The organism is Xanthomonas sp. BRIP62418 (genome assembly GCF_003993495.1).
Lineage (GTDB): Bacteria > Pseudomonadota > Gammaproteobacteria > Xanthomonadales > Xanthomonadaceae > Xanthomonas > Xanthomonas euroxanthea.
Genome location: NZ_QEZG01000021.1, coordinates 62,556 through 85,585, shown reverse-complemented (window position 1 = coordinate 85,585; position 23,030 = coordinate 62,556). Strand labels below are relative to the sequence as shown.

The 23,030-nt window shown below is 68.4% G+C and carries 24 protein-coding genes; 12 read left to right on the top strand and 12 right to left on the bottom strand.

What is annotated here, in order from left to right; genetic code table 11:
- Positions 1-107: 107 nt before the first annotated feature.
- From EO174_RS01580 to EO174_RS01530, 11 genes are all read left to right on the top strand, one after another.
- Positions 108-413 carry a hypothetical protein gene (locus EO174_RS01580; RefSeq protein WP_104582804.1) on the top strand — a complete coding sequence of 102 codons (306 nt, stop codon included), beginning with the start codon at positions 108-110 and terminating at the stop codon, positions 411-413.
- Positions 410-736, top strand: coding sequence for a hypothetical protein (locus EO174_RS01575; protein WP_104648442.1), 327 nt, complete (start codon positions 410-412; stop codon positions 734-736). Before EO174_RS01580 ends, EO174_RS01575 begins: the two co-directional genes overlap by 4 nt.
- Position 737: 1 nt before the next feature.
- Positions 738-1,376 carry an FMN-binding negative transcriptional regulator gene (locus EO174_RS01570; RefSeq protein ID WP_126941786.1) on the top strand — a complete coding sequence of 213 codons (639 nt, stop codon included), beginning with the start codon at positions 738-740 and terminating at the stop codon, positions 1,374-1,376.
- A gap of 90 nt (positions 1,377-1,466) precedes the next feature.
- The gene (gene can, locus EO174_RS01565) at positions 1,467-2,129 is read left to right on the top strand and encodes a carbonate dehydratase (protein WP_104648440.1); all 663 of its coding nucleotides are present in this window, start codon (positions 1,467-1,469) and stop codon (positions 2,127-2,129) included.
- A gap of 85 nt (positions 2,130-2,214) precedes the next feature.
- Complete coding sequence (locus tag EO174_RS01560) at positions 2,215-2,745, top strand: 3-hydroxyanthranilate 3,4-dioxygenase (protein WP_126941784.1); 531 nt, start codon at positions 2,215-2,217, stop codon at positions 2,743-2,745.
- 201 nt (positions 2,746-2,946) lie between these two features.
- The gene (locus EO174_RS01555) at positions 2,947-5,088 is read left to right on the top strand and encodes an FUSC family protein (protein ID WP_104648438.1); all 2,142 of its coding nucleotides are present in this window, start codon (positions 2,947-2,949) and stop codon (positions 5,086-5,088) included.
- Positions 5,089-5,122: 34 nt separating this feature from the next.
- On the top strand, positions 5,123-6,394 hold the full coding sequence (kynU, locus tag EO174_RS01550) for a kynureninase (RefSeq protein ID WP_126941782.1): 1,272 nt from the start codon (positions 5,123-5,125) through the stop codon (positions 6,392-6,394).
- A 172-nt stretch (positions 6,395-6,566) separates the two neighbouring features.
- Positions 6,567-7,934 (top strand): NAD(P)/FAD-dependent oxidoreductase, encoded by a 1,368-nt coding sequence (locus tag EO174_RS01545; RefSeq protein ID WP_126941780.1) that lies wholly within the window; start codon positions 6,567-6,569, stop codon positions 7,932-7,934.
- A 106-nt stretch (positions 7,935-8,040) separates the two neighbouring features.
- The gene (sbcB, locus tag EO174_RS01540) at positions 8,041-9,486 is read left to right on the top strand and encodes an exodeoxyribonuclease I (protein ID WP_126941778.1); all 1,446 of its coding nucleotides are present in this window, start codon (positions 8,041-8,043) and stop codon (positions 9,484-9,486) included.
- A complete protein-coding gene (locus tag EO174_RS01535) occupies positions 9,483-10,169 on the top strand; it encodes a DUF2461 domain-containing protein (RefSeq protein ID WP_126941776.1) in 687 nt (228 codons plus the stop codon). The genes sbcB and EO174_RS01535 overlap by 4 nt, the downstream gene beginning before the upstream one ends.
- Before the next feature lie 124 nt (positions 10,170-10,293).
- A complete protein-coding gene (locus EO174_RS01530) occupies positions 10,294-10,860 on the top strand; it encodes a DUF2939 domain-containing protein (RefSeq protein ID WP_126941774.1) in 567 nt (188 codons plus the stop codon).
- A gap of 63 nt (positions 10,861-10,923) precedes the next feature.
- Here EO174_RS01530 and EO174_RS01525 read toward each other — a convergent pair whose 3' ends face one another.
- From EO174_RS01525 to EO174_RS01485, 9 genes are all read right to left on the bottom strand, one after another.
- Positions 10,924-11,667, bottom strand: a complete 744-nt coding sequence (locus EO174_RS01525) for a transferase (RefSeq protein WP_126941772.1) — start codon at positions 11,665-11,667, stop codon at positions 10,924-10,926.
- A gap of 4 nt (positions 11,668-11,671) precedes the next feature.
- A complete protein-coding gene (locus EO174_RS01520) occupies positions 11,672-12,637 on the bottom strand; it encodes a 5'-nucleotidase (protein ID WP_104582793.1) in 966 nt (321 codons plus the stop codon).
- 175 nt (positions 12,638-12,812) lie between these two features.
- A complete protein-coding gene (locus tag EO174_RS01515) occupies positions 12,813-13,589 on the bottom strand; it encodes an NAD kinase (RefSeq protein ID WP_115676676.1) in 777 nt (258 codons plus the stop codon).
- A gap of 197 nt (positions 13,590-13,786) precedes the next feature.
- A complete protein-coding gene (gene rlmKL, locus EO174_RS01510) occupies positions 13,787-15,922 on the bottom strand; it encodes a bifunctional 23S rRNA (guanine(2069)-N(7))-methyltransferase RlmK/23S rRNA (guanine(2445)-N(2))-methyltransferase RlmL (RefSeq protein ID WP_126941770.1) in 2,136 nt (711 codons plus the stop codon).
- A complete protein-coding gene (locus tag EO174_RS01505) occupies positions 15,919-16,110 on the bottom strand; it encodes a hypothetical protein (RefSeq protein WP_104582790.1) in 192 nt (63 codons plus the stop codon). The genes rlmKL and EO174_RS01505 overlap by 4 nt, the downstream gene beginning before the upstream one ends.
- Positions 16,089-17,702 carry an ABC-F family ATP-binding cassette domain-containing protein gene (locus EO174_RS01500; protein WP_126941768.1) on the bottom strand — a complete coding sequence of 538 codons (1,614 nt, stop codon included), beginning with the start codon at positions 17,700-17,702 and terminating at the stop codon, positions 16,089-16,091. Before EO174_RS01500 ends, EO174_RS01505 begins: the two co-directional genes overlap by 22 nt.
- 352 nt (positions 17,703-18,054) lie before the next feature.
- A complete protein-coding gene (locus EO174_RS01495) occupies positions 18,055-18,561 on the bottom strand; it encodes an N-acetyltransferase (protein WP_126941766.1) in 507 nt (168 codons plus the stop codon).
- 34 nt (positions 18,562-18,595) lie between these two features.
- Positions 18,596-19,123, bottom strand: coding sequence for a YqiA/YcfP family alpha/beta fold hydrolase (locus EO174_RS01490; RefSeq protein WP_104582788.1), 528 nt, complete (start codon positions 19,121-19,123; stop codon positions 18,596-18,598).
- Positions 19,120-19,611, bottom strand: coding sequence for an MOSC domain-containing protein (locus EO174_RS01485; protein ID WP_126941764.1), 492 nt, complete (start codon positions 19,609-19,611; stop codon positions 19,120-19,122). Before EO174_RS01485 ends, EO174_RS01490 begins: the two co-directional genes overlap by 4 nt.
- 23 nt (positions 19,612-19,634) lie before the next feature.
- Here EO174_RS01485 and EO174_RS01480 point away from each other — a divergent pair, with 23 nt between their 5' ends.
- The gene (locus EO174_RS01480; protein ID WP_104582786.1) at positions 19,635-20,210 is read left to right on the top strand and encodes an N-acetylmuramoyl-L-alanine amidase; all 576 of its coding nucleotides are present in this window, start codon (positions 19,635-19,637) and stop codon (positions 20,208-20,210) included.
- A 54-nt stretch (positions 20,211-20,264) separates the two neighbouring features.
- Here EO174_RS01480 and EO174_RS01475 read toward each other — a convergent pair whose 3' ends face one another.
- From EO174_RS01475 to EO174_RS01465, 3 genes are all read right to left on the bottom strand, one after another.
- Positions 20,265-21,218, bottom strand: a complete 954-nt coding sequence (locus EO174_RS01475; protein WP_126941762.1) for a DUF1684 domain-containing protein — start codon at positions 21,216-21,218, stop codon at positions 20,265-20,267.
- Positions 21,219-21,306: 88 nt separating this feature from the next.
- Positions 21,307-22,179 (bottom strand): sulfurtransferase, encoded by an 873-nt coding sequence (locus tag EO174_RS01470; RefSeq protein WP_126941760.1) that lies wholly within the window; start codon positions 22,177-22,179, stop codon positions 21,307-21,309.
- Positions 22,176-22,973 carry a CoA pyrophosphatase gene (locus EO174_RS01465; protein WP_126941758.1) on the bottom strand — a complete coding sequence of 266 codons (798 nt, stop codon included), beginning with the start codon at positions 22,971-22,973 and terminating at the stop codon, positions 22,176-22,178. The genes EO174_RS01470 and EO174_RS01465 overlap by 4 nt, the downstream gene beginning before the upstream one ends.
- Between the last annotated feature and the right edge of the window lie 57 nt (positions 22,974-23,030).

The following is a 23,030-nucleotide window of genomic DNA, read 5'->3' as shown; positions in this document are numbered from 1 at the left end:
ACGGCACGCCAGGCCCTCCTCCGGGCCAGGCGTCCGTTAGGGTGGAGCATCGCTGCGCCGGTGGCTGGCGCAGCACTTCTGCAACGCTTACTGAGGCCGGCGGGCACATGACCCTGTTCTTCGCACTGTGTTTTGTCGGCGTCGCCGTCGCCGGGCTCACCGCCTTGCTGATCTTCTGGCCACTGACGCTGGTGCACCTGCGCGACCGTCATCCCGAGGCGCTGGCCAGCTTCGGCGATCCGGCCTTCATCAGCCCTGCGGCACTGCGCTGGTTGCTGACACGGCGCTACCGCAGCCACCGCGACAATGCGCTGTCCGGTCTGGCCACACCCGCCTGGCTGTCGCTGCTGACCATCTTCTTCGGCCTGGGCATGGCGGCCCTGCTCGGCCTGCTTTCCAAGGTAATGCCATGAATACCCCGCAAGACACTGCACAGGACCACCACGATTCGTGGTGGCTGGCCACGATCGGCCGCACGCTGATCTGGGCGCGCCTGCGCGTCAAGCAGGCCGGTACCGCCGAAGTCCTGGACAGCGACGGCAAGATCCTGCCCTACGACAGCGAAGACAGCGCCCGTGCGGCCTTGTTCGATGCCGAATTCGTCGCGCTCGACGGCCTGGACGAGGAAGACGCGCTGATGCGTGGCTTCTCGCTCGACGAGGTGTCGCCGCCGCGCGGCGACGACGATGCCGACCTGCGCGAACGCATGGTGCTGACCCTGGGCGGTCGCGCCTGACATGTACGCCCCGCGCGCGTTCGCGCAGACCGATCTGGCACTGCTGGACTGGCTGATCGCGCGCGACCCGTTCGTCACCCTGATCAGCGGTGGCGAGGACGGGCAGCCGGCGATCTCGCATCTGCCGGTGCTGTACCGACGCCAGACGCAGGCAGTGGTCATCGAAGGCCACTGGGCGCGCCCCAATCCGCAGGCGCGCAGCCCCGGCGATGCGGTAATCGTGGTGCAGGGCCCGCACGCCTATGTGTCGCCGAGCTGGTATCCGGACAAGGAAGCGGCCGCACGCGTGCCGACCTGGAACTACGCGGTGGCGCATCTGCATGGACGCTGCGAGCAGGTGAGCGATGAGGCGGCGCTGGGCGACCTGATCGGCCGCATGAGCGCGCACTTCGAACAGCGCGCCGGCAGTGACTGGCTGTTCGAGATGGAACGCGACAGCCACCGCCGTCAGTTGCGCGGCCTGATCGGCTTCCGCTTCGTCCCCAGCCGCATCGAGCTGACCTTCAAGCTCAGCCAGAATCATCCGGCCGGTAATGTCGCTGCCGTGAGCGATGCATTGCAGCAACAGGCGTCCGCCGACTCCCGCGAGCTGGCATCGCTGATGCGCGATGCCCTGCAGGTACGCGATGGCGCAGCATGAGCAGTGCCGTACAGCATCGATTTGCGCATCACTGCCTTTCGCTCATCTGTCGATCACACACTGCCCTTCGTCCTCTGGAATACTGCCCCCATGAACGAGCTCAACCATTTGCTTGAAAACAACCGTGCCTGGTCCGAGCGCATCCGTCGCGAGGATCCGGAATTCTTCTCCAAGCTGTCCACCCAGCAGACGCCCGAGTATCTGTGGATCGGCTGCTCGGACTCGCGCGTGCCGGCCAACCAGATCATCGACATGGCGCCGGGCGAGGTGTTCGTCCATCGCAACATCGCCAACGTGGTCGTGCACACCGATCTGAACTGCCTGTCGGTGATCCAGTTCGCCGTCGACGTGCTCAAGGTCAAGCACATCCTGGTGGTCGGCCATTACGGCTGCGGCGGCGTGTTTGCCAGCCTGACCCAGAAGCGCATGGGCCTGGTCGACAACTGGATCCGCCACGTCACCGATGTGGCCGACAAGCACGAGGCCTGCCTGCACGATGCGGGCGACCTGCCGGTCCAGCACGCGCGCCTGTGCGAGCTCAACGTGCTCGAACAGGTGGTCAATGTCTGCCGTACCACCATCGTGCGCGATGCCTGGGAGCGCGGCCAGGCACTGCAGGTGCATGGCTGGGTCTACAGCCTGCGCGACGGACGTGCGCACGACCTGGGCATGTCGATCGACCGCCCCGAACTGCTGCAGGAACGCTACGACGCGGCGCTGGCACAGATCCAGGCCGATCACGCCGAACGCTGAGCCGCACCCGCACACCATCCCGCCGCGGCGCCCATCGGCGCCGTCGGTTGGCTATGCTGGACGTCTTCTTTGCCGAGGAACGTCGATGCTGGTCCCGCCGATCAACCTGCAAGCCTGGATCGAGCAACACCGCCACCTGCTCAAGCCGCCGGTGGGCAATAAATGCATCCAGCAGGACGGCTTCATCATCATGATCGTCGGCGGGCCGAATGCGCGCACCGACTATCACTACGACGAAGGCCCGGAGTGGTTCTTCCAGCTCGAAGGCGAGATGGTGCTGAAGGTGCAGGATGACGGTGTGGCACGCGACATCCCGATCCGCGCCGGCGAGATCTTCCTGCTGCCGCCCAAGGTGCCGCATTCGCCGCAGCGCGCGGCCGGCTCGATCGGCCTGGTGATCGAACGCGAGCGCCTGCCCGACGAGCAGGACGGCCTGCAGTGGTATTGCCCGCAGTGCAATCACAAGCTGTACGAGGCGATGTTTCCGCTGCAGGACATCGAAACCGATTTTCCGCCGGTGTTCGATCATTTCTACCGCTCGCTCGCGCTGCGCACCTGCACCCGGTGCGGACACCTGCATCCTGCGCCGGAGCGCTATGCCACTGTCCAGGCATGAGCGGGCGATGACGTATGGCACGGCTGGGCACGTCTTGCGCAGGTCTTCGGAGCGCGTTCGCTCGATGGCCGCGCGTGTGCGTCACGTCGGCAGCGTAATGCCGCGCAATTGCAACGACGGCGCAACTGCCCGCAACGTGCTGCGTTTCAACCGCGTGCACGCGCGGCGGCCACGCTGCGTGCCCGCGCTGAGCCGCATGCCATGCTGCGCACGCTGATCGACCTCAAACCGCGCGACGTGCCGCTGCGCGTCGCGCTGCGCAACACCGCCGCGGTGGTGCTGCCGCTGGCGGTCGGCGTGGCCACCGGGCATGTCGCCGCCGGCCTGGCCGTGTGTACCGGCGCGCTCAACACCATGTTCACCGACCAGCCCGGCCCGTATCGCGCGCGCCTGCAACGCATGCTGATGGCCGCGCTGGCTGCCGGTCTGGCCGCGTTGCTCGGCATCTGGGTCGGCCACAACACGCCGGCCCTGGTGATCGCCGGGCTGCTGCTCGGCCTTGGCGGCGGCTTGCTGGTGGCGCTCGGCCCGGTGGCGGCGCGTGTAGGGCTGACCAGCATGATCCTGCTGGTGGTCAGCGCCGACATGCGCTTGCCGGTGCAGCAGGCAGCGGGTGTGGCGGCGTTGATCTTTGCCGGCGGCCTGCTCCAGGTGGTGCTGGCGTTGGCCGCCTGGCCGCTGCAACGCTATCGCCCGGAGCGCTTCGCGCTGGCCGACCTGATGCGTCAACTGGCCGGCATCGCACGCCAGCGTCCGGAAGCCAGCGCCCCGCCGCCGGCCACCCAGGAAGTGCTCGATGCGATGGTGATGCTGCATGGCGAGCATCGCTCGCGCGCGATCGCCGTGCAGAGCTTCCGCATCATTGCCGAGCTGTGCGAGCGCGTGCGGCTGGAGCTGCTGTCATTGGCCGATGCCGACACCCGCCTGACCGAGTCGCAGGCGCGGCCGGCGATCGAGCGCGTGCTCGAACGCAGCGCCATCGTGCTGGAACAGCTCGCGCATGCAATGACGGTGGGCGAAGACCCGCTCGCCGCCAATGCCTCGATGACCGGCTTCGACGATCTGGTCGCCGCGCTGGCGCAGTTCCAGCACGACAACGCCGACACCCGCGAGCGCCGACTGGTGCGGGTGGCGGTAGCACGCGCGCAAGGCCTGGGCGGCCAGCTGCGCGCGCTGATCCGCAACGCGCATTGGGCCAGCAGCCGCGGCGAAATCCAGGCGCAGCTGGCCGAAGCGCGCCTGCCGGCGGCACTCAGGCCCGCCGCGACCTGGGCCACGCTGCGCGCGAACCTGGATCTGTCCTCGGTGGCCTTCCGGCATGCCTTGCGCTGCGGCGTGTGCCTGGCACTGGCGATCGCCTTCCAGCGCTGGCAGCAGATCCCGCACGGCTTCTGGATTCCGATGACCACCGCGATCGTGCTCAAGCCGGATTTCGGCGGCACCTTCAGCTTCGGTGCCCTGCGCGTGGCCGGCACCTTCGTCGGCCTGCTGGTGGCGACCTTGCTGGCGCATCTGGCGATGGATGGCGCGAGCGTCCGCCTGGCGTTGCTGGCACTGTTCTGCCTGGGCTTCCGTTTGCTGACGCAGGTGAACTACGGCATCGGCGTGGCGTTCCTGACCGGCATGCTGGTGCTGCTGCTGTCCTTCGAGGGCGTGGCACCGGGCGAGGCCATCGGTGCGCGCCTGCAGGCGACGGTGGCCGGCAGCGCCTGGGCGCTGATCGCCTACGCGCTGTGGCCCACGCGCGAGCGCCGGCACATCCGCGCATCGCTGGCGCAGCTGCTCAGCGCGTATCGCGATCATCTGCGCAATCTGTTACTCGGCAGGATGGAGGATCTGGGCGACACCCGCGCTGCCGCACGCGTGGCGCGCACCAATGCGCAGGCCTCGATCGAACGCCTGCGCGGCGAGCCGCGCAGCCGGCGCAATCTGCACGAGCTCAAACTCGCCGAGTCGTTGCTGGCCAACGGCAACCGGCTGATCCGCGCCACCTTGTCGCTGGAGGCGGTGCTGCGCGACGGCCATCCCCTGCCTGCGCTGGACGCGCTGCCGGCATTCGCGCAACAGGCCGACCAGGCGCTGTCCGAGCTGATCGCCTGCCTGCTCGACGGCGGCATTCCCGCCGCGGCCACCTTGCGCAGCGCCGAGCGCCAGCTGTCCGATGCATTGGCGGCCCTGCCCGACGGCTCGCCGGCCACCGCCGCACTGGCCGACACCATAGACCGCATCACCGACAGCATCGGCACGTTGACGCATCTGCTGCGCCCTGCCCGGCCAGCCGCGACCACCGCCGCGCCCGACGTACCGGCCGCGCATGACGGCGCACAGGGTGCCGGCGGGTAAACTGCGCCACTGACCTGCGTTGCGAGCCGTGATCATGACCGACCTGCTGTCCCGCGCCCATGCCGTTGCACTGGACGCCGCCGACCCGCTGCGCCAGCTGCGCGATGACTTCATCTTCCCGCAGCATGCCGGCCAGGATCAGACCTATTTCGTCGGCAACTCGCTGGGCCTGCAGCCACGCGCCGCACGCGCGATGGTGGCCGAGGTGCTCGACCAGTGGGGTGCGCTCGCGGTGGAGGGCCACTTCACCGGTCCCACCCAGTGGCTGACCTATCACCAGCTGGTGCGCGATGGTCTGGCCCGGGTGGTCGGCGCACTGCCCGGCGAAGTGGTGGCGATGAACACGCTCAGCGTCAACCTGCACCTGATGATGGCCAGCTTCTACCGCCCCACGCCCGAGCGCGGCGCGATCCTGATCGAAGCCGGCGCGTTTCCATCCGACCGCCATGCGGTGGAATCGCAACTGCGCCTGCATGGGCTGGATCCGGCCACGCAGCTGATCGAAGTGCAAGCCGACCAACCCAACGGCACGCTGTCGATGGCGGCCATTGCCGATGCCATCGCCCTGCATGGTCCGCGGCTGGCGCTGGTGCTGTGGCCCGGCATCCAGTACCGCACCGGCCAGGCCTTCGACCTGGGCGAAATCGTGCGGCTGGCACGCGCACAGGGCGCGGCGGTGGGTTTCGATCTGGCGCATGCGGTCGGCAATATCGCGATGACGCTGCACGACGACGGCGTGGATTTCGCGGTCTGGTGCCACTACAAATATCTCAATGCCGGCCCCGGCGCGGTGGGTGGCTGTTTCGTGCACGAACGCCATGCCAACAGCGACCTGCCGCGTATGGCCGGCTGGTGGGGACACGAGCAGCAGACCCGGTTCCGTATGGATCCGCAGTTCGTGCCCTCGCCTGGGGCCGAAGGCTGGCAGCTGAGCAATCCGCCGGTGCTGGCGCTGGCGCCGCTGCGTGCCTCGCTGGAATTGTTCGACCAGGCCGGCATGGCGGCGCTGTGCGCCAAGTCCGAACACCTCACCGGGCATCTGGAACAGCTGATCCACGCCCGTGTGCCGCAGGTGCTGCAGATCGTCACCCCGGCCGCGCCGGCGCAGCGTGGCTGCCAGCTGTCGTTGCGGGTGGCCGGCGGCCGCGCGCAGGGGCGTTCGCTGTTCGAGTCCCTGCAGTCGGTGGGCGTGCTCGGCGACTGGCGCGAACCGGACGTGATCCGCATCGCACCGGTGCCGCTGTACAACCGCTTCTGCGACCTGCACCAGTTGGTCGAGCACGTGGAAACCTGGGCCGCCGCCTGAGCACGTACGGCACAGACTGTGCCAGCGAACACGGCTGCGCGTGAGCCGGAATCGGCACCCGCGCACGTACACTCCGAACCCGCACCTGGCCGACGCAGCAGGTGCCGCTGCCAGCCACTCTCCTTCCTCCCTCTTGGCCGGCACTCGCGTCCGGCCGCTGCCGGATACCGCATTGAGCGCAGTCTCTCCCCGTTCCCTGACCCTGATCGGCGCTGGCCTGGCCGGTTGCCTGCTGGCCATCCTGTTGTCGCGTCGCGGCTGGCAGGTCACCGTCTACGAGCGCCGCGGCGACCCGCGCATCAAGGGCTACGAGTCCGGCCGCTCGATCAACCTGGCGCTGGCCGAACGCGGCCGCCATGCACTGCGCCAGGCCGGCGCCGACGACGCGGTGATGGCCAAGGCGGTGATGATGCGCGGGCGCATGGTGCACCCGCTGCACGCGCAGCCGCAGCTGCAGCGCTATGGGCGCGACGACAGCGAAGTGATCTGGTCGATCCACCGCGCCGCGTTGAATGTCGCGCTGCTGGATCTGGCCGAACAGTCCGGCGCATGCGTGCACTTCTACCGCCGCCTGCATACGGTGGACTTCGACGCCGGCTATGCGCGCTTCATCGACGATCGCGACGACCAGCCGCACGAAATCCATTTCCAGAGCCTGATCGGCAGCGATGGCGCCGGCTCGGCATTGCGCGCGGCGATGCAGCGCAAATCGCCGCTGGGCGAGCGCACCGAATTCCTCGATCACTCCTACAAGGAGCTGGAAATTCCGCCGTTGCCCGGCGGCGGGTTCCGCATCGAAGGCAACGCGCTGCACATCTGGCCGCGCGGGCGCTACATGTGCATCGCGCTGCCCAACGACGGCGGCACCTTCACCGTCACGCTGTTTCTGCCCAACGCCGGCGAGCCCAGCTTTGCCACCACCCGCAACGGCGACGAAGCGCTGGCCTTGTTCGCGCGTGATTTCCCCGATGCGCTGCCGCTGATCCCGCAGCTCAAGGAACATTGGGAAGAACATCCGCCCGGCCTGCTCGGCACCCTGACGCTGGACCGCTGGCATCTGGGCGGCCGCGCATTGCTGATCGGCGACGCCGCGCACGCGATGGTGCCGTTCCACGGCCAGGGCATGAATTGCGCGTTCGAAGATTGCGTGGCGCTGGCAGAGCAACTGGACGCGCACCACGATCTGGAAACTGCGTTTGCCGCGTTCCAGGCTGCACGCCGTGAGGATGCCGCGGCGATCCAGCAGATGGCGCTGGAAAACTATCTGGAGATGCGCGACCGCGTCGACGATCCCGACTTCCTGCTGCAGCGCGCGCTCGAACAGCAACTTCAGGCACGCTGGCCCACCCGTTTCGTGCCGCATTACACGATGGTGACCTTCCTGCGCACGCGCTACTCGATCGCCCTGGCGCGCAGCGAGATCCAGCGCGAGATCCTGGTCGAGGCCACGCGCGGGCACAGCGACCTGTCGCGCATCGACTGGGCGGCACTGGAAGCGGTCGTGCATGCGCGCCTGCAACCGCTGGAAGGCGCGCACTGATCAAGCTGCACAGGCCTGCGTCAGCGGGCCGGCGCGCGGATAAGAGATACTAGGCAGCACTGGCGGCGCCCTCCGCAGCGCGCCGCGGATCTGGATTTGATACGGCATGCCTGACAGCTTTCTCTTCTACGACCTGGAAACCTTCGGCCAGGATCCGCGCCGCACGCGCATCGCGCAGTTCGCCGCGGTGCGCACCGATGCGCAGCTGCGCGTGATCGAAGAACCGATCAGTTTCTACGTGCAGCCGGCCAACGACCTGCTGCCCTCCCCGTACGCGACCATGGTCACCGGCATCACCCCGCAGCACGCGCTGCGCGAAGGGGTGAGCGAGGCCGAAGCGTTCGCGCGCATCTCCGAGCAGATGAGCCGGCCGCAGACCTGCACACTGGGCTACAACTCGATCCGCTTCGACGACGAATTCGTGCGCTGCGGGCTGTTCCGCAATTTCTATGACCCGTACGAGCGCGAGTGGCGCGGTGGCAATTCGCGCTGGGATCTGCTGGACGTGCTGCGGCTGGTGCATGCGCTGCGCCCGGACGGCATCGTCTGGCCGCAGCGCGAAGACGGCGCCACCTCGTTCAAGCTCGAACACCTGGCCGATGCCAACGCGGTGCGCGAAGGCGATGCACATGAAGCGCTGTCGGACGTGTACGCCACCATCGGCATGGCACGCAGGTTCCAGCAGCATCAGCCCAAGTTGTGGGACTACGCGCTGCGTCTGCGCGACAAGCGCTTTGCGGCAACGCTGCTGGACGTGATCGGCATGCAGCCGGTGCTGCATGTCTCGCAGCGCTATCCCGCCTCGCGCATGTGCGCTGCCGCAGTGCTGCCATTGACGCGCCATCCACGCATCGACAGCCGCGTGATCGTGTTCGACCTGGAAGGCGACCCTGAAGTGCTGTTGCGCCTGAGCCCGGACGAGATCGCCGACCGGCTGTATATCCGCGCCGCCGACCTGCCCGAAGGCGAGCAGCGCATTGCGCTCAAGGAAGTGCACGTGAACAAGTCGCCGGCGCTGGTGGCCTGGCAGCATCTGCGCGCGGCGGATTTCCAGCGCCTGGGCATCGACCCCGACGCGGTGCTGGCCAAGGCTGCACGCCTGCGCGCGCTCGGCCCCGAACTGGCCGAAAAGGTGCGCCAGGTGTACGGCAACGAGCGCGCTGCGGCGCCGGCAGTCAACGATGCCGATGCCTCGCTGTATGACGGCTTCCTGGCCGAAGGCGACAAGCGCCTGCTGGCGCAGGTGCGCGCCAGTGCACCGGCCGAGCTGGGCGCGCTGGAATCGCGCTTTCGCGATCCGCGCCTGGTCGAGTTGCTGTTTCGCTACCGCGCGCGCAACTGGCCGCAGACCTTGTCGTTCGACGAGCAGGAACGCTGGAACGTCTACCGCCGCCAACGCCTGCTCGAGGACCGTGGCCTGGGCGAGGTCACGCTCGACCAGTTCCATGCGCAGATCGCGGATTTACGGCTTGCTCACCCCGACGATGCTACCAAGCAGTCCCTGCTCGACCAGCTCGCCGCCTGGGGTTTGGACCTCCAACGCACGCTATGACCACCTATTTTTCCGACGCCAGTTTCAAGTTCCTGCGCGCCCTGGCGCGCCACAACGACAAGGCCTGGTTCAACGATCACCGGCATCAGTACGAGGCGCATGTGCGCCAGCCGTTCCTGCAGCTCATCACCGACCTGCAGCCCGCGCTGGCACAGGTCAGCGAGCACTATCGCGCCGACCCCAAGACCCAGGGTGGCTCGCTGTTTCGTATCTACCGCGATGCGCGTTTTTCCAACGACAAATCGCCGTACAAGAACTGGCAAGGCGCGCGCCTGTTCCATGAGCGCCGCCGCCAGGTGCCGGCGCCGTCGTTCTATATCCATTTGCAGCCGGGCGAGAGCTTCGTGGGTGCGGGGCTGTGGCATCCGGAGCCGGACACCCAGCGCAAGCTGCGCCAGTTCATCTTCGACAATCCCGCCAACTGGAAAGCGGCCGCCTACGAGCCAAAACTACGCCGCAAGTTCGCGTTGGACGACAGCGAGAAACTGGTGCGTGCGCCGCGCGGCTTTCCCAACGATTTCGAGTTCATCGACGATCTCAAGCATCGCAACTGGGCGTACCTGCGTCCACTCGACGATGCCATCATGACCGGCCCGCGCCTGCGCCAGACCATCGAGGCGGACTTGGTGGTGCTGGCGCCGTTCGTCGATTACCTGTGCGCCGCGTTGGATCTGGAATTCTGATGCATCGCACGGCGCCGACGGCAATCGACGCTGCGCAGGCAATCGGCGGACCGCAGCGATTTCTCGCTGCGCGGCGCCATGCCTCGATGCGCCTGGTGCAGACAACAGCAATGGACTGCATGCCATGAAGAAGCGCTGGTTGCTGCTGCCTGTGCTGGCCGCGTTGCTGCTGGCCAGCTATGTGGTTGCGGGCCCGTATCTTGCCATTCGCGGCGTCAGCGAGGCAGTCGCCAGTCGCGACGCCGCACAGCTGGAACGTCATGTGGACTTCCCCAGCCTGCGGGTCAACCTCAAGGCGCAGCTGGACGATTACCTGATCCGCCAGGCCGGCAGCCGCATGCAATCCAGCCTGCTGGGCGGATTCGCCCTGCAGCTTGCCAGCGGCATCAGCGGCGCCGGCGTGGACACGCTGGTGACGCCGCTGGGCATCGGCGCGTTGCTGCAAGGCCATAGCGTGTGGAATCGCGTCACCGGCACCACCGTCAGCCCGGACACCTATGCGGCGCCGGCACCTGCGCGTCCGCTGCAAGGCGCGCAGCAGCGCTTCGAATCCACCCGCCGCTTCACTGCCACCACCCGCACCGCGACCGGAGCGCCGGTGGTGTTCGTGCTGACCCGGCGAGGCCTGCGCTGGCGATTGACCGATATCCGCTTGCCGCTGGCAGAGGCGGAACCTCCGCTACCCCCATGAGCGCGCGCTAGCGGTGTCGGGCTTGTCGCCAGTGCAGGCTGACGACGGGCGCCGGACAGCGGCTCAGGAAAACCGCCAGGCCCGCTCCATCCACGCCGCCTGCAGCCGCAACATCGACGGCCGCAGCTGCCGGCGTGCCGACCACGGCAGCGCCGCCAACGCCTGCTCCGCGGTGCACGGCGTGCGCTTGCCGTTCCAGGCGTACAGCAGCTGGTTGCGCGGGTCCGGCTCGGGCAACAGCAGCACCCGTCCCTCGAACACCTCGCGCAGCGCGGCCAGATGCCCTGCCAGCGGCACCTGGAACAGGTTCAGGGCCAGCACACCGCTCGGCGTCAGCGCAGCGCGACAATCGGCGTAGAACCCGGGCGTGCACAACGCAGGCGGAATGCCATCGGCATCGTAGGCATCCAGCAGCAGCAGGTCGTAGCGCCCGGCACGCGCGCCGATCCACTGCGCACCATCGCCGTGCGTGACCTCCAGCCGCGCATCGTCGCGTGGCACGGCGAACGCATCGCGCAAGGCCAGCACCTGCGCATCGGCGTCCACCGCTTCGATGCGCGTGCTGCGCAGATAGCGGTGACAGAACTTGGCCTGCGCGCCGCCCCCGAAGCCGATCAGGCCGACGCGCTCGGGGCGCGGCTGCAACCACAGCGCCGCCAGCATGCCGCGCGTGTACGGCAGCATCAGCCGGTACGGCGCCCAACGCGACATGCGCGTCTGGACGGTGTCGTCGGCAAAATACAGCTCCAGTTGCCGCCAGCTGGAGCGCAGCGCGGCGCGTCCAGACGGCCTCGGTGCCTTGCTCACTCGCTCACCTGCCCGGCGGATCGTTGGCCACGCCGTGCGGTACGTGACCGGCCGCCACATGCTGGTGTTGGCGCGCACTGTCGATGTTGTGCTGCGAATCGTCGAAAAAGATATCCGCGCCGAATGCCTCCAGGAACGGCCCCTTGTGGCGCCCGCCGAGGAACAGCGCCTCGTCCAGGCGCACGCCCCATTCGCGCAGGGTGCGGATCACCCGCTCGTGCGCCGGCGCCGAACGCGCGGTGACCAGCGCGGTGCGGATCGGCGAGGCCTCGCCGGGCGGGAATGCCGCCTGCAGCGCATGTAGCGCGGACAGGAAATTGCGGAACGGCCCGACCGACAACGGCTCGCGCGCACGTTCGCGCTCGTGGCGCCCGAACGCCTCCACGCCCTGCTCGCGCGAGATGCGTTCGCTCTCGTCGCCGAAGATCACCGCATCGCCGTCGAAGGCGATACGCAATTGGGTGGACAGGCGGCTTTCGTCGTTGTGCACGATCGCCGCGGCGGCCTCGGCGCGTTCGCCCGGCGCACGCGGCATGATGGTCGCCGCCGCGATGCCATGGGTGAGTGCGCGGCGTACCGATTCCGGATTGGCCGACAGGAACAGATCGGTGCCGAACGGCTTCACGTACGGCCAGGTCGGCTGGCCCGAGGTGAAGGTCGCCCGCACGATGCCCAGGTTGTAGTGCTGGATCGAATTGAAGATGCGCAGCCCGGTATCGGCGGAATTGCGCGACAGCAGGATCACCTCGACACGCGGGGTTTCCTCGGGCACATCGTGGTTGAGCGCCAGCAGCTTGCGCACCACCGGAAAGGCGACACCCGGCTCCAGGATGTCATCCTCGTGCTCGCGCTGGAACGCCGAATACGCCTCCACGCCATCGGCCTCGAACAGCGCATGGCCTTCTTCGAGATCGAACAGCGCGCGCGAGGTCACCGCGACGGTCAGGAGCCTGGGGGAGTTGTCAGCCATTTGGGTGCCGGGAATGGGGAATCGGGATTGGGGAATGGGTTGGAGCAACAACGAAGTTTCTGGGATTTGAGATCGTTACTTGCACTGCATCGTACCTTGGCCACGCGCAGGCTCGGCTGCACGCCACGCTGCTGCCGTTGCCAATCCCGAATCCCCAATGCCCAATCCCCGCCCCTCAGACCGCAAACTGTTCGCTGAAGATGCGCTCTTCCAGGTTGTGTTCGGGATCGAACAGCAGCGTCACCTGGCGTTGGGTGGATTCGCGGATGGTCACTTCGACCACATCGCGGATCTCGTGCGAGTCGGCAGTGACACTGACCGGGCGCTTGTACGGGTCCAGCACGCGGAAACGCACTTCGGTATCGGCCTTGAGGATGGCGCCGCGCCAGCGGCGCGGCCGATACGGGGCGATCGGCGTCAGCGCCAGCGTGTGCGAGCCCAGCGGCAGGATCGGCCCGTGCGCGGAATAGTTGTAGGCGGTGCTGCCGGCCGGTGTGGCGACCATGACCCCGTCGCCGATCAACTCGGCGATGCGGGTCTGGCCATTGAGATCCACGCTCAGGTGCGCGGCCTGGCGGGTCTGCCGCAGCAGCGAGACCTCGTTGTAGGCCAGCGACACCGTGCTGGCACCGGACTCGGTCTGCACCTGCATTTCCAGCGGGCGCAGATGCGCCGGTTCGGCCCGTTGCAGACGTGCGAGCAGGTCGTCCTCGTCGTCGCGGTACTGGTTCATCAAGAACCCGACCGAGCCCAGCTTCATGCCGAACACCGGCTTGCTGGCAGCCCCATGCCGGTGCAGGGTCTGCAGCATGAAGCCGTCCCCGCCCAGGGCGCAGACGATGTCGGCGGTGTCCAGCGCATGATCGCCATAGCGCTGCACAAGACGCGTGCGCGCGGTCACCGCCGGCTCGGCGTGACTGGCAACAAAGGCAATCCGTGGTGGTGCGGTCATCGTTGACTCCAAAGCATGCGAATCAGCATACCGCAGCGCTGTGGTCGGCTTGTTGGCTGCCCGCCCCGCCCTGGCCTGCACGGCTGCAGCTGCGCCACCACGCGCCGCTGGCATGGCGCACCGCAGCCAGCCGGGCGCCGGCGACAGCGGGCGCGCAATGCCTGCACTGCCCGGTCAGACGCGACCGGGCCGCGGCATCAGGCGGTCAATCGCCAGGCACGGTGGATGCGCGCATGCCGCTCGAAATCCGGGTCGATGGTGCGCGGGCTGATTTCCTCGCACTGCGCAAACTCGGCCACCAGTTCCTCGTCCAGCTTGAAGCGACGGAAGTTGTTGGAGAAGTACAGCACCCCACCCGGCGCCAGCCGCGCCATCGCCGCACGCAGCAGCCGCACGTGCTCGCGCTGGATGTCGAAGTCCTCGGCACGTGCGGAGTTGGAGAAGGTCGGCGGGTCGCAGAAGATCACGTCGAAATGCGCGCGCTCGGCTTCCAGCCAGGCCAGCGCGTCGGCCTGCACCAGCGTGTGCTTGCTGCCGGCCTGGCCGTTCAGGGCCAGGTTGTCGGCACACCACTGCAGATAGGTGCCGGACAGATCCACGCTGGTGGTCGCGCTTGCCCCGGCCACCGCCGCTTCCACGCTGGCCACGCCGGTGTAGCAGAACAGGTTGAGGAAACGCCGCCCCTTCGATTGCATGGCCATGGTGCCACGCAACGGGCGATGGTCCAGGAACAGGCCGGTATCCAGGTAGTCGAACAGATTCACCCGCAGCAAGGCGCCATGCTCGCGCACGTTGATGAATTCGTTGCGCTGCTCGAAGCGGCCGTACTTGCTGCCACCCTTGCCACGCTCGCGCGATTTGAGCGCCACGCGTTCGCCCGGCACCTCGAAGACCTCGCGTGCGGCGGCCAGCAGCTCGCCCAGACGGCGGCGCACGTCGGCTTCGGGAATCGTCGCCGGCGCGGCGTATTCCTGCACATGCAAAAACACGCGGCGATCGCCATCGGCCTGCTGGTACACGTCGATGGCGGCGGAATATTCCGGCAGATCGGCGTCGTAGGCGCGGAAGCATTCGATGCCTTCGCGTGCGCGCCACTTCTTGAACTTCTGCAGATTCTTGCGCAGGCGGTTGGCGACCATCTGCGCGCCTTCGCTGAGCGCGGTCGGCGCCGCCAGCGGGGTGCGTCGCGGCACCGCGATCGGGTCGCAGACGATCAACGCGCATTCGATCGCGCCATTGAACAGCTGGTATTTCTTGCCCGCGCGCAGGCCGGTGGCATACGCCAGCTCGGCGTTGCCGCACAGCAGGCTGGCCCGCCATTGCGGCACGGCGCGCTGCAAGGTGTCGCCCAGGCGGCGGTACAGCGCCGCGTCGGCAGCCAGGCGTTCGTCATAAGGCGGATTGCACACCACCACGCCGGTGGCCTGCGGCGGGGTCTGCAGATCGCCCACCTCGCGCACGCCGAACCAGATCGCCTCGGCCACACCGGCCACCTGCGCATTCTCCTTCGCGGCGCGGATCGCATGCGGGTCCATGTCGCTGCCGTGGATCACCTGCCTGAGTGCGGCGCGGCCGCGACTGTCGCGCTCGCGCGCTTCGCCCACCAGCTGCTGCCAGCCCTCGCGGTCGAAGCCGCGCCAGCGGCTGGGGATAGCGCTGCCATAGCGCTGCAGGCCGGGCGCCACGTCGGCGGCCATCAGCGCGCCTTCGATCAGCAAGGTGCCGCTGCCGCACATCGGATCCAGCAGGCCGCCGCCACCGGCGTAGGCGCGCGGCCAACCGGCGCGCAGCAACACCGCCGCGGCCAGATTCTCCTTGAGCGGTGCATCGTTCTGCGCCATGCGCCAACCGCGCCGATGCAGCGGGCCGCCGCCCAGATCCACCGAAATGGTGGCGCGGCCCTTGCGCAGCGACAGGTTCAAACGCAGATCCGGGCTGTCCACATCCACCGACGGGCGCTCCAGGCCCTGCCGGCGCATGGTGTCGACCACCGCGTCCTTGACGCGCTGCGCCGCGTAGCGGGCGTGCGTGATCGCGGTACCGGAGACATGCGCGTCCACCGACAGCGTGTGGCCGACGGACAGGTGCTCGTCCCACGGCAATTCGGCCACCCCGGCATACAGTGCGTCCTCGTCTGGGCAATCAAACTCGCTCAGCGGCCACAGCACCCGGCTGGCCAGCCGCGACCACAGCACGGCGCGCTGCGCATCGCGCAGCTCGCCCTCGACGTTGACGCCGGAGATGGTGGCGGTGGCCTGGCTGGCACCGAGCGACAGCAGCTCGTCGGCAAGCAGGTATTCCAGGCCCTTGGCACAGGATGCGAAGAATTTCACGTAGGCAGGTATCGATGGAGACGCTGGCCGTGAGGGCGAGCGCGGGAGCAGGACGCTGGGCCGGCGCCCTGGAGGGCAGAGCCGTGGCCGCCGCGGGCGGGGCGCAAATGGTCGGCCATCGGGGCCGGCTTTACCAGCCCGCCGGCCGGATCGCCCGCTGCGCGGTTCACCACGGCGCCAGCCGCCACTGCGCCTGCGCGGTATCCAGGCACTGCCGCAGGCCCAGCCGCTGCAGGAAGGCGGCATCGTGCGAGGCGACGATCAGCGCACCGGGGTAGCTGTGCAGCAGCGTCTCGATCGCCTCCACCGCGGCCAGATCCAGGTGGTTGGTCGGCTCGTCCAGCAACAGCAGTTGCGCCGGCTGCGCCCGGTACAGCGCGCAGGCCAGCGCCGCCTTGAGCCGCTGGCCGCCGCTGAGCTGGCCGGTGGGCAGGTCGGCACGCCTCTGGTCCAGCCCCAGCAGCGCCAGGCGCAGCCGCTGCGCATGCGCCGGCGCGCCCGGGTCTGCATCGTGCAGCTGCGCAGCGGCCGAGCGCGCCGGGTCCAGCAGCCCCAGGTCCTGATCCAGATACGCCACCGGCACATGCACCTGGCACTGCCCCGCGCTGGGCTGCAGGCGGCCGGCCAGCAGCTGCAGCAACGACGACTTGCCGCTGCCGTTGGGGCCGACCAGGCCGATCCGCGGCTGCCCATGCAACAGCAGATCCACCCGCCGCCCGCCCAGCCGCCCGTGCGCCAGTTCCACCTGTTGCAGCGTGGCCAAGCGCTGCGATGCGCCGGCGGGCGATGTCGGCGCCAGTAGCGCGATCGTGGGGTCGTCTTGCACCAGCGCCGCGGCCTGCACCACCGCCTCGCTCAGCCGCGCTTGGTCGGCCTGGCGTTGCTGTTGCAGCCGCCCCGCGCTGACCTCGCTGCGCTGCTTCTGCGCGCCAAGCAGGATCGCGGCCTGGTTGGCCTGCCCCGCAGCACGCGCGCCGCGTGCCTGGCGTTGCTGGTGACGTTGCTGCTGCTCGCGCAGCGCCTGTTCGCCGCGTGCGCGCGCCTGTTTGCGCTGGGCCAGCAACGCGCTGGCGGCCTGCTGTTCGATGGCGCGCTGCTGCGCATAGAACGTGTAATTGCCGCCGTAGCTGCGCAGCCCCTGCCCGGACAATTCAACAATGCGCTGCATCGCATCGAGCAGGCCGCGGTCGTGGCTGATCACCAGCACGCCGCCGTTCCATGCCAGCAACTGATCCATCAGCCGCTGCCGCTGCGGGCCATCCAGGTGATTGCTGGGTTCGTCCAGAATCAACAGGTCCGGCTGGCTCAGGAACGCACCGGCGAGTGCCACGCGCATCGCTTCGCCGCCACTGAGATGCGCGGCCGGTGCACGCGGATCGCGCCCACCCAGGCCTTGCCGTTCGAGTTCTGCAGCAAATTGCGCATGGGCGGCCCAGCGCTCGCCGACCAGTTCGAAATCGGCGGGCGCAACGCTGCCAGCAGCGATACGGTCCAGCGCCTCCAGCAGCGCCGCGACACCGGCCAGGTCGGCAATGCTCTGCCCCGGCGCCACGCGCACGCGCTGCGGCAGGTAGTGCACGCTGCCGTTGCGCACACAGCGCCCGGCACTGGGCAGCAACGTGCCGGCCAGCAGGCGCGCAAGCACGCTCTTGCCCACGCCATTGCGCCCCACCAGGCCGGTGGCGCGCTGGTCGATGTGGATTGTCAGATCGGAAAACAGCGGGCTGCCATCGGGCAACACATACGCAACGCCTTCCAGCGTCAGCGACGGACAGGTCATACGGATCTCCATTGCATGCCAGCACACGCACCGATCCAGCCGGACCGGCAGCGGGTAAGGCCGTCATCACGACGGCGGCATCAATGGCGCATTGGACCAATCCTCAGACAGTGGGCAACGCAGCAAAGTGTAGGTCAGCCTGCGATGCAAGCCAAATCCCGGGCACTGCGGCAGACTGGCCCTGTTCAAGCGCAGCAGCATCGGCAGGCGGCACCGTGCAGACATGCCCACGCTCCTGCAGGCCGGCTCATTGCCGGCTACCAGGGACCATCGAAGACAGCCATCGCGGGGATCGCTGCCGTGGCAAAATCGCCGGCAACGCGGGCCATCAGGTGTCCCGATGATGCAACGCTCAGCCCAGCCCGAACGCCGGGTGATAGGCCACATCGGCCAGCGGCAGCAGGCGGTCGCCAAACGCCAGCGCCTGCAGCCCGGATGCCGGGACGCCGGGCAAGGTCAGCCCCGGCTCCACCGCAAAACCCAGGCGCCTGAAAAACGCCGGCTCGCCCAATGCCAGGCAGCCGGCCGCGCCACGCTCGCGCAAGCTGGCCAATGCCGCCTGCACCAGGCGCGTGCCCAGCCCCTGGCGCTGATGTCCCGGGCCGATCGCCAGCGGCCCCAACGCGTACCAGCCGGGCGAATCGTCCGACAGCCACACCGGCGATACCGCCAGATGCCCGACCACATACCCGTCGTGGTCGGCCACCAGCGACAACGCCAGCGCGCCGTCGTTGCGCAACCCGGCGATCACGTGCTGCTCGTCATGGCGGCTATGTTCGTCGCGCATGAACGCGACCATCGTCAGCAGTTCGATTGCCGCCGCATCGCCGTCGCTCGCTTCGCGAATCAGTACGTTCATCGGACGCCCCAAAACCCGCACACCCTGGTCCGCATCACAGGCTCTGCAACAGTTCGGCGAAGGCCCGCGCCGATGCATCCACATGCGACGCCAGCCGGTGTTCGTCGTCGACCAATAGCAAGCGCGCATGCCGCGCCTGCGCCCAGGCGATCACCTCGCTGGCCGGAATCAGTTCATCGCGCCAGGCATGCACGATCGAAATCGGCACGCGCGCCGCATCCAGTGCCGGCAACGGCCCCATCCTGGTCGGCGGCACCATCAGGAACAGCCCGCGCGTGGGCACCTGCAACGACACCTGCGCGGCGATGTACGAGCCCAGGCTGGAACCGACCAGCACCAGCGGGCCCTTGTCGGCCGCCGCACGCGCAATCTCCAGCAGGCGCTGCAGCCGGCCTTGCACATCGCCCAGCGAACTCACCTCGCGGCGTGCGTCCAGATCGGTGTAGTCCGGGCGCTCGTGGGTCCAGCCCAACTGCGCGGCGACATCGGCTAGGGCGGTGACCTTCAGCGCATCCGGGCCGCTCTCGAAGCCGTGCGACAGGATGCAATGACCGCGGCTCATAGCGCCTGCACCGTATCGCCGAGGCGCAGCACGCCGCCACGCAGGACGCGCGCACACAGGCCGCCATGACCGCGCATGGCGTTGTAGCCGCCCGCACCCAGCGCGTCCTCCATGCGCGAGCACGGATCGCAGGGATCGGTGCCTTCCAGCTCGACATCACCGATGCGGAAACGCCGCCCTTTCAAGGCGATCAGCGGAATGCCGGACACCACCAGGTTGCGGCGCAAGGTGGCGGGCGCGATCACGGTGTGGCCGGCCAGTGCCGCGATCACCGGCAGATGTTCGGCCTGGATCAAGGTCACGCCGCGCTTGCCGCTGCCGCCCTTGTAGCGGTCGCCAACCAGGCCGACGCCGGTGGTGGCCTGTGCCGCGTCCACCGCGATCATCTCCACGTCGCGCGCGGGACGCACGCCGATCCAGGTCACCTGGCCGGTCTGCGGCAGGGTTGCCATCAATTTGCCCAAGGGGCTGTCGGGATTCAAAGCCATCGGGCAATGCTAGCATCCGCCTCATGTCCGATGCCGTCCTGCCGTCGCCACCGATCACCTACGCGCCGTTGTCCTACGAATCGCGGCTGGCGCGACGCGCGCTCACGCAGATCGACATGGTGGTCATCCATTGCACCGAGTTGCCCGACATGGCGATGGCACGCGAATACGGCGAACGCGTGCTCTACGACAGCGGCACCGGCAACAGCGGGCATTACTACATCGACCGCAACGGCAGCATCCAGCAATACGTCGCGCTGGAGCGCGTGGCCCATCACGTGCGCGGCCACAACCCGCATACGCTGGGCATCGAACTGGTCAACAGCGGCCGTTATCCGCACTGGCTGGACTCGCGCCATCAGTGCATGAGCGAGCCGTATCCTCAGGCGCAGATCACTGCGCTGATCACGCTGCTGCAGTGGCTGCAACAGCAGCTGCCATCGGTCCGCCGCATCGCCGGCCACCAGGCACTGGACACCACCCAGGAAGCGGCCAGCGACGATCCGTCGCGCAAGATCCAACGCAAGCTCGACCCCGGCCCGCTGTTTCCGTGGCCGCAGATCGAAGCGGCGGTCAGCTGGGCGCACACACCGCGCTAGCAGCGGCGCACACAGGGCCATCGGCACGGCGGGCCGCCTTCGCGTGTTCGGTGCTCAGCGCTCGGTCGCGCGGTAGGTCTTCTCGCCGGCATTCACTGCCAGGTCCAGGCGATTTTCCGGCGATGCGATCGGGCAGACCACGTGCGGCGTCAACGCACAGGGCGGATTCTCGGCCAGATTGAAGTCGAGCACGAGCCGGCCATCGTGTGGTGCCGCGGTGTAGAGATAGCGCGCGCCGCCATACGTTTCCTTGCCGCTGGTGCGGTCGGCGAACAGGAAGAACAGGCCTCGCCCGTCGTCGCTGACGATCGGCTGCAACCGGTAGTCCCGGCCATTGCGCGAAAACACCGCCTCGCCCGGCACCTTGACGGTGAGCGGGGTGCCGATCGAGGTCAGCAGCGTGGTCGTGCGCGGCGTGGGATACGCCTGCCAGCGCGCCTGGATGCGCCACTGCGGGTCGGTCGGAAAATATTCCAGCCCGGCGAAGTGGGTCAGCAACGGCGCTGCCGGGTCGCGGAAACGCCAGCCGAACAAGCTGCCGGTCTGCACCAGATAGAACTGCCGGCCCTCCACATCCAGGCGATCGCCACGCTGCCCTGCACGCTCCGGCCTCAGGCGCACGCGATCGATGCGCTGGCCGTTCAAGTGCACCGGTGCGGAGGCAGCGGCGTCGAAGTGCACACGGCCGTCGGCATCCAGCGTCAGCTGCCCCAGTTGCGCAGGCCCGGCCGGCAACACCAGGTCGCTGCGTGGATCGCTGCCCACCTGGTACCGGCCGGCACGCACGCGCCCGGAGCCGGTATAGCTCAGCCAGCCATCGGGCGCACGCAAGCGCTGCACGCGCTCGGCGCGTGCACGTTCGAGTTCGACCTGATACATCGCGTGGCGATCGCTCTGCCCACGACCGGCGATGCGCGCACCGTTGGCGTCGGCGGTCGACCCCGCCGAACAGGCAGCCAACGACACCATCGCGACGCACAACGCGCCGACCTGCAACTGCAACCGCATGAGTCACCCAGCACTGCGAGAAACTGCGCTCCGCGCAGCGAACCTGCGTCCCCACAGGTCACCGTTCCTGCCGCCATTGTGCCTGCAATCAGGGGCTGGTCGCGACCGGACGTGTCGAATCCTGCAGCCACCCACTCCAGGAGCCGGCGTAAACGCGCGCGCCCGACAATCCGGCCACTTCCAGTGCCAGCAGCAGATGGCATGCGGTCACCCCGGAGCCGCACATCACCACCGCCTGCTCGGGACGGTACGCGCCCAGCAGCGCCGACAACTCGGTGCGCAGTTCCTCTGCCGGCTTGAACCGCCCGTCGCGCAGGCTCACGCCCAAGGGGCGGCTCACCGCACCGGGCACATGCCCGGCCACCGGATCGACCGGCTCCACCTCGCCGCGAAAACGCTCGCCCGCACGTGCATCCAGCAACCAGCCCGGCGCCTGATCCAGCCGCGCCAGGATCTGCCCGGCCCCGACCACCGCATCGCTGTCGAAGCTGCCTGGATATGCCGCGCCATCGCGCTCTGCAGGCGGCTCGGTGCTTTCCGGCAAGCCGGCAGCGCGCCAGGCGGCCAACCCGCCATCGAGCACCGCCACGCGGCGATGTCCCATCAGCCGCAGCATCCACCATGCCCGCGCCGCGGCCATGCTGCCGTCGGCGGCATCGTAGATCACCACCTGGCTGTCCGGGTCGATGCCCCACGCGCCCAGCCGCCTGGCGAATGCCGCACTGTGCGGCAGCGGGTGCCGCCCCTGCGCAGGCAGCGACAGATCGGCCAGATCCTTCTCGAGATCGACGTAGTGCGCGCCTGGCAGATGCCCTTGCGCATAGGCCTTGCGCGCGGCATCCGGGTCCGGCGCAGTCGGTGGCGCAGCGCGCGCGTCCAGCAATCGCAACTGCGGATGCGGCAATGCCGCTGCCAGCGTGGCGCTGTCGACCAGCGTGGTCCAGTGGGGTTCCGCACTCATGCAGCCTGCTCCAGACGACGACGAAGATTGAGGAGGATGGCCGCGGTGGCACCCCAGATGCGGTGGCCCGGCCAGTCGTATTCCAGCACGCGGCGCGGCCGGCCGCGATACTCCAGCTCCACGCTGCGCAGGTTGTCCGGATCCATCAGGTAGGCCAGCGGCACCTCGAACACCTCGGCCACTTCGTCCGGCTGCGGCACCGCCACGAACGCCGGGTCGATCACTGCCACCACCGGCGTGACGCGAAAACCGCTCACGGTCAGAAACGGATCCAGATAGCCCAGCGCATGCACCTGGCCGGCGCCGAGCGCGATTTCCTCGCAACTCTCGCGCAGGGCCGCGGCGGCCGCATCCGCATCCGACGGCTCGATCCGTCCACCGGGAAAACTGACCTGCCCGGCATGGTGACGCAGGCTGTCGGTGCGCCGGGTCAGCAGCACCATGGTGCCCTGTGTGCGCGGCACCAGTCCGCACAGCACCGCGGCCTCGGCCGAGGCGCCGCCCTCGGTCAGGTCGATCAATTCGGCATGATTCCAGCCCGGCCCGTCGGGCGCGGTGTCCAGCGCATACAACGCGCGCCGCAACTGCGCACATTCGGGCAGCCGCGCGGCCAACGCGCGCGCCGGCAGAACCGTATGCAGATACTGCTGACGTTCGGTGTCGCTCATGCTCATCCAGCGTGCAATTTCATCCAGGCTGCGCAGGCAGCCGACACAGTGCGCCTGCGCGTCCAGCGAACATACACCGATACACGGGCTGGGCAGACCATTGCGGGTCGAATCCGTGTCGCTCATCGCTGGCTCCCGCCGCACCGCATCGTCACGCCGTTCGTCCATCCTCTCGCGCTTGGC

Coding starts and splice junctions, on each gene's coding strand:
- EO174_RS01555 (WP_104648438.1), top strand. CDS start 2,947: ATGCTGCGCACGCTGATCGACCTCAAACCGCGCGACGTGCCGCTGCGC.
- EO174_RS01465 (WP_126941758.1), bottom strand. CDS start 22,973: ATGAGCGACACGGATTCGACCCGCAATGGTCTGCCCAGCCCGTGTATC.
- kynU (WP_126941782.1), top strand. CDS start 5,123: ATGACCGACCTGCTGTCCCGCGCCCATGCCGTTGCACTGGACGCCGCC.
- sbcB (WP_126941778.1), top strand. CDS start 8,041: ATGCCTGACAGCTTTCTCTTCTACGACCTGGAAACCTTCGGCCAGGAT.
- EO174_RS01515 (WP_115676676.1), bottom strand. CDS start 13,589: ATGACCGCACCACCACGGATTGCCTTTGTTGCCAGTCACGCCGAGCCG.
- EO174_RS01480 (WP_104582786.1), top strand. CDS start 19,635: ATGTCCGATGCCGTCCTGCCGTCGCCACCGATCACCTACGCGCCGTTG.
- EO174_RS01490 (WP_104582788.1), bottom strand. CDS start 19,123: ATGAGCCGCGGTCATTGCATCCTGTCGCACGGCTTCGAGAGCGGCCCG.
- EO174_RS01475 (WP_126941762.1), bottom strand. CDS start 21,218: ATGCGGTTGCAGTTGCAGGTCGGCGCGTTGTGCGTCGCGATGGTGTCG.
- EO174_RS01470 (WP_126941760.1), bottom strand. CDS start 22,179: ATGAGTGCGGAACCCCACTGGACCACGCTGGTCGACAGCGCCACGCTG.
- EO174_RS01520 (WP_104582793.1), bottom strand. CDS start 12,637: ATGGCTGACAACTCCCCCAGGCTCCTGACCGTCGCGGTGACCTCGCGC.
- EO174_RS01500 (WP_126941768.1), bottom strand. CDS start 17,702: ATGACCTGTCCGTCGCTGACGCTGGAAGGCGTTGCGTATGTGTTGCCC.
- EO174_RS01495 (WP_126941766.1), bottom strand. CDS start 18,561: ATGAACGTACTGATTCGCGAAGCGAGCGACGGCGATGCGGCGGCAATC.
- EO174_RS01570 (WP_126941786.1), top strand. CDS start 738: ATGTACGCCCCGCGCGCGTTCGCGCAGACCGATCTGGCACTGCTGGAC.
- EO174_RS01575 (WP_104648442.1), top strand. CDS start 410: ATGAATACCCCGCAAGACACTGCACAGGACCACCACGATTCGTGGTGG.
- EO174_RS01530 (WP_126941774.1), top strand. CDS start 10,294: ATGAAGAAGCGCTGGTTGCTGCTGCCTGTGCTGGCCGCGTTGCTGCTG.
- EO174_RS01535 (WP_126941776.1), top strand. CDS start 9,483: ATGACCACCTATTTTTCCGACGCCAGTTTCAAGTTCCTGCGCGCCCTG.
- can (WP_104648440.1), top strand. CDS start 1,467: ATGAACGAGCTCAACCATTTGCTTGAAAACAACCGTGCCTGGTCCGAG.
- EO174_RS01485 (WP_126941764.1), bottom strand. CDS start 19,611: ATGGCTTTGAATCCCGACAGCCCCTTGGGCAAATTGATGGCAACCCTG.
- EO174_RS01580 (WP_104582804.1), top strand. CDS start 108: ATGACCCTGTTCTTCGCACTGTGTTTTGTCGGCGTCGCCGTCGCCGGG.
- EO174_RS01560 (WP_126941784.1), top strand. CDS start 2,215: ATGCTGGTCCCGCCGATCAACCTGCAAGCCTGGATCGAGCAACACCGC.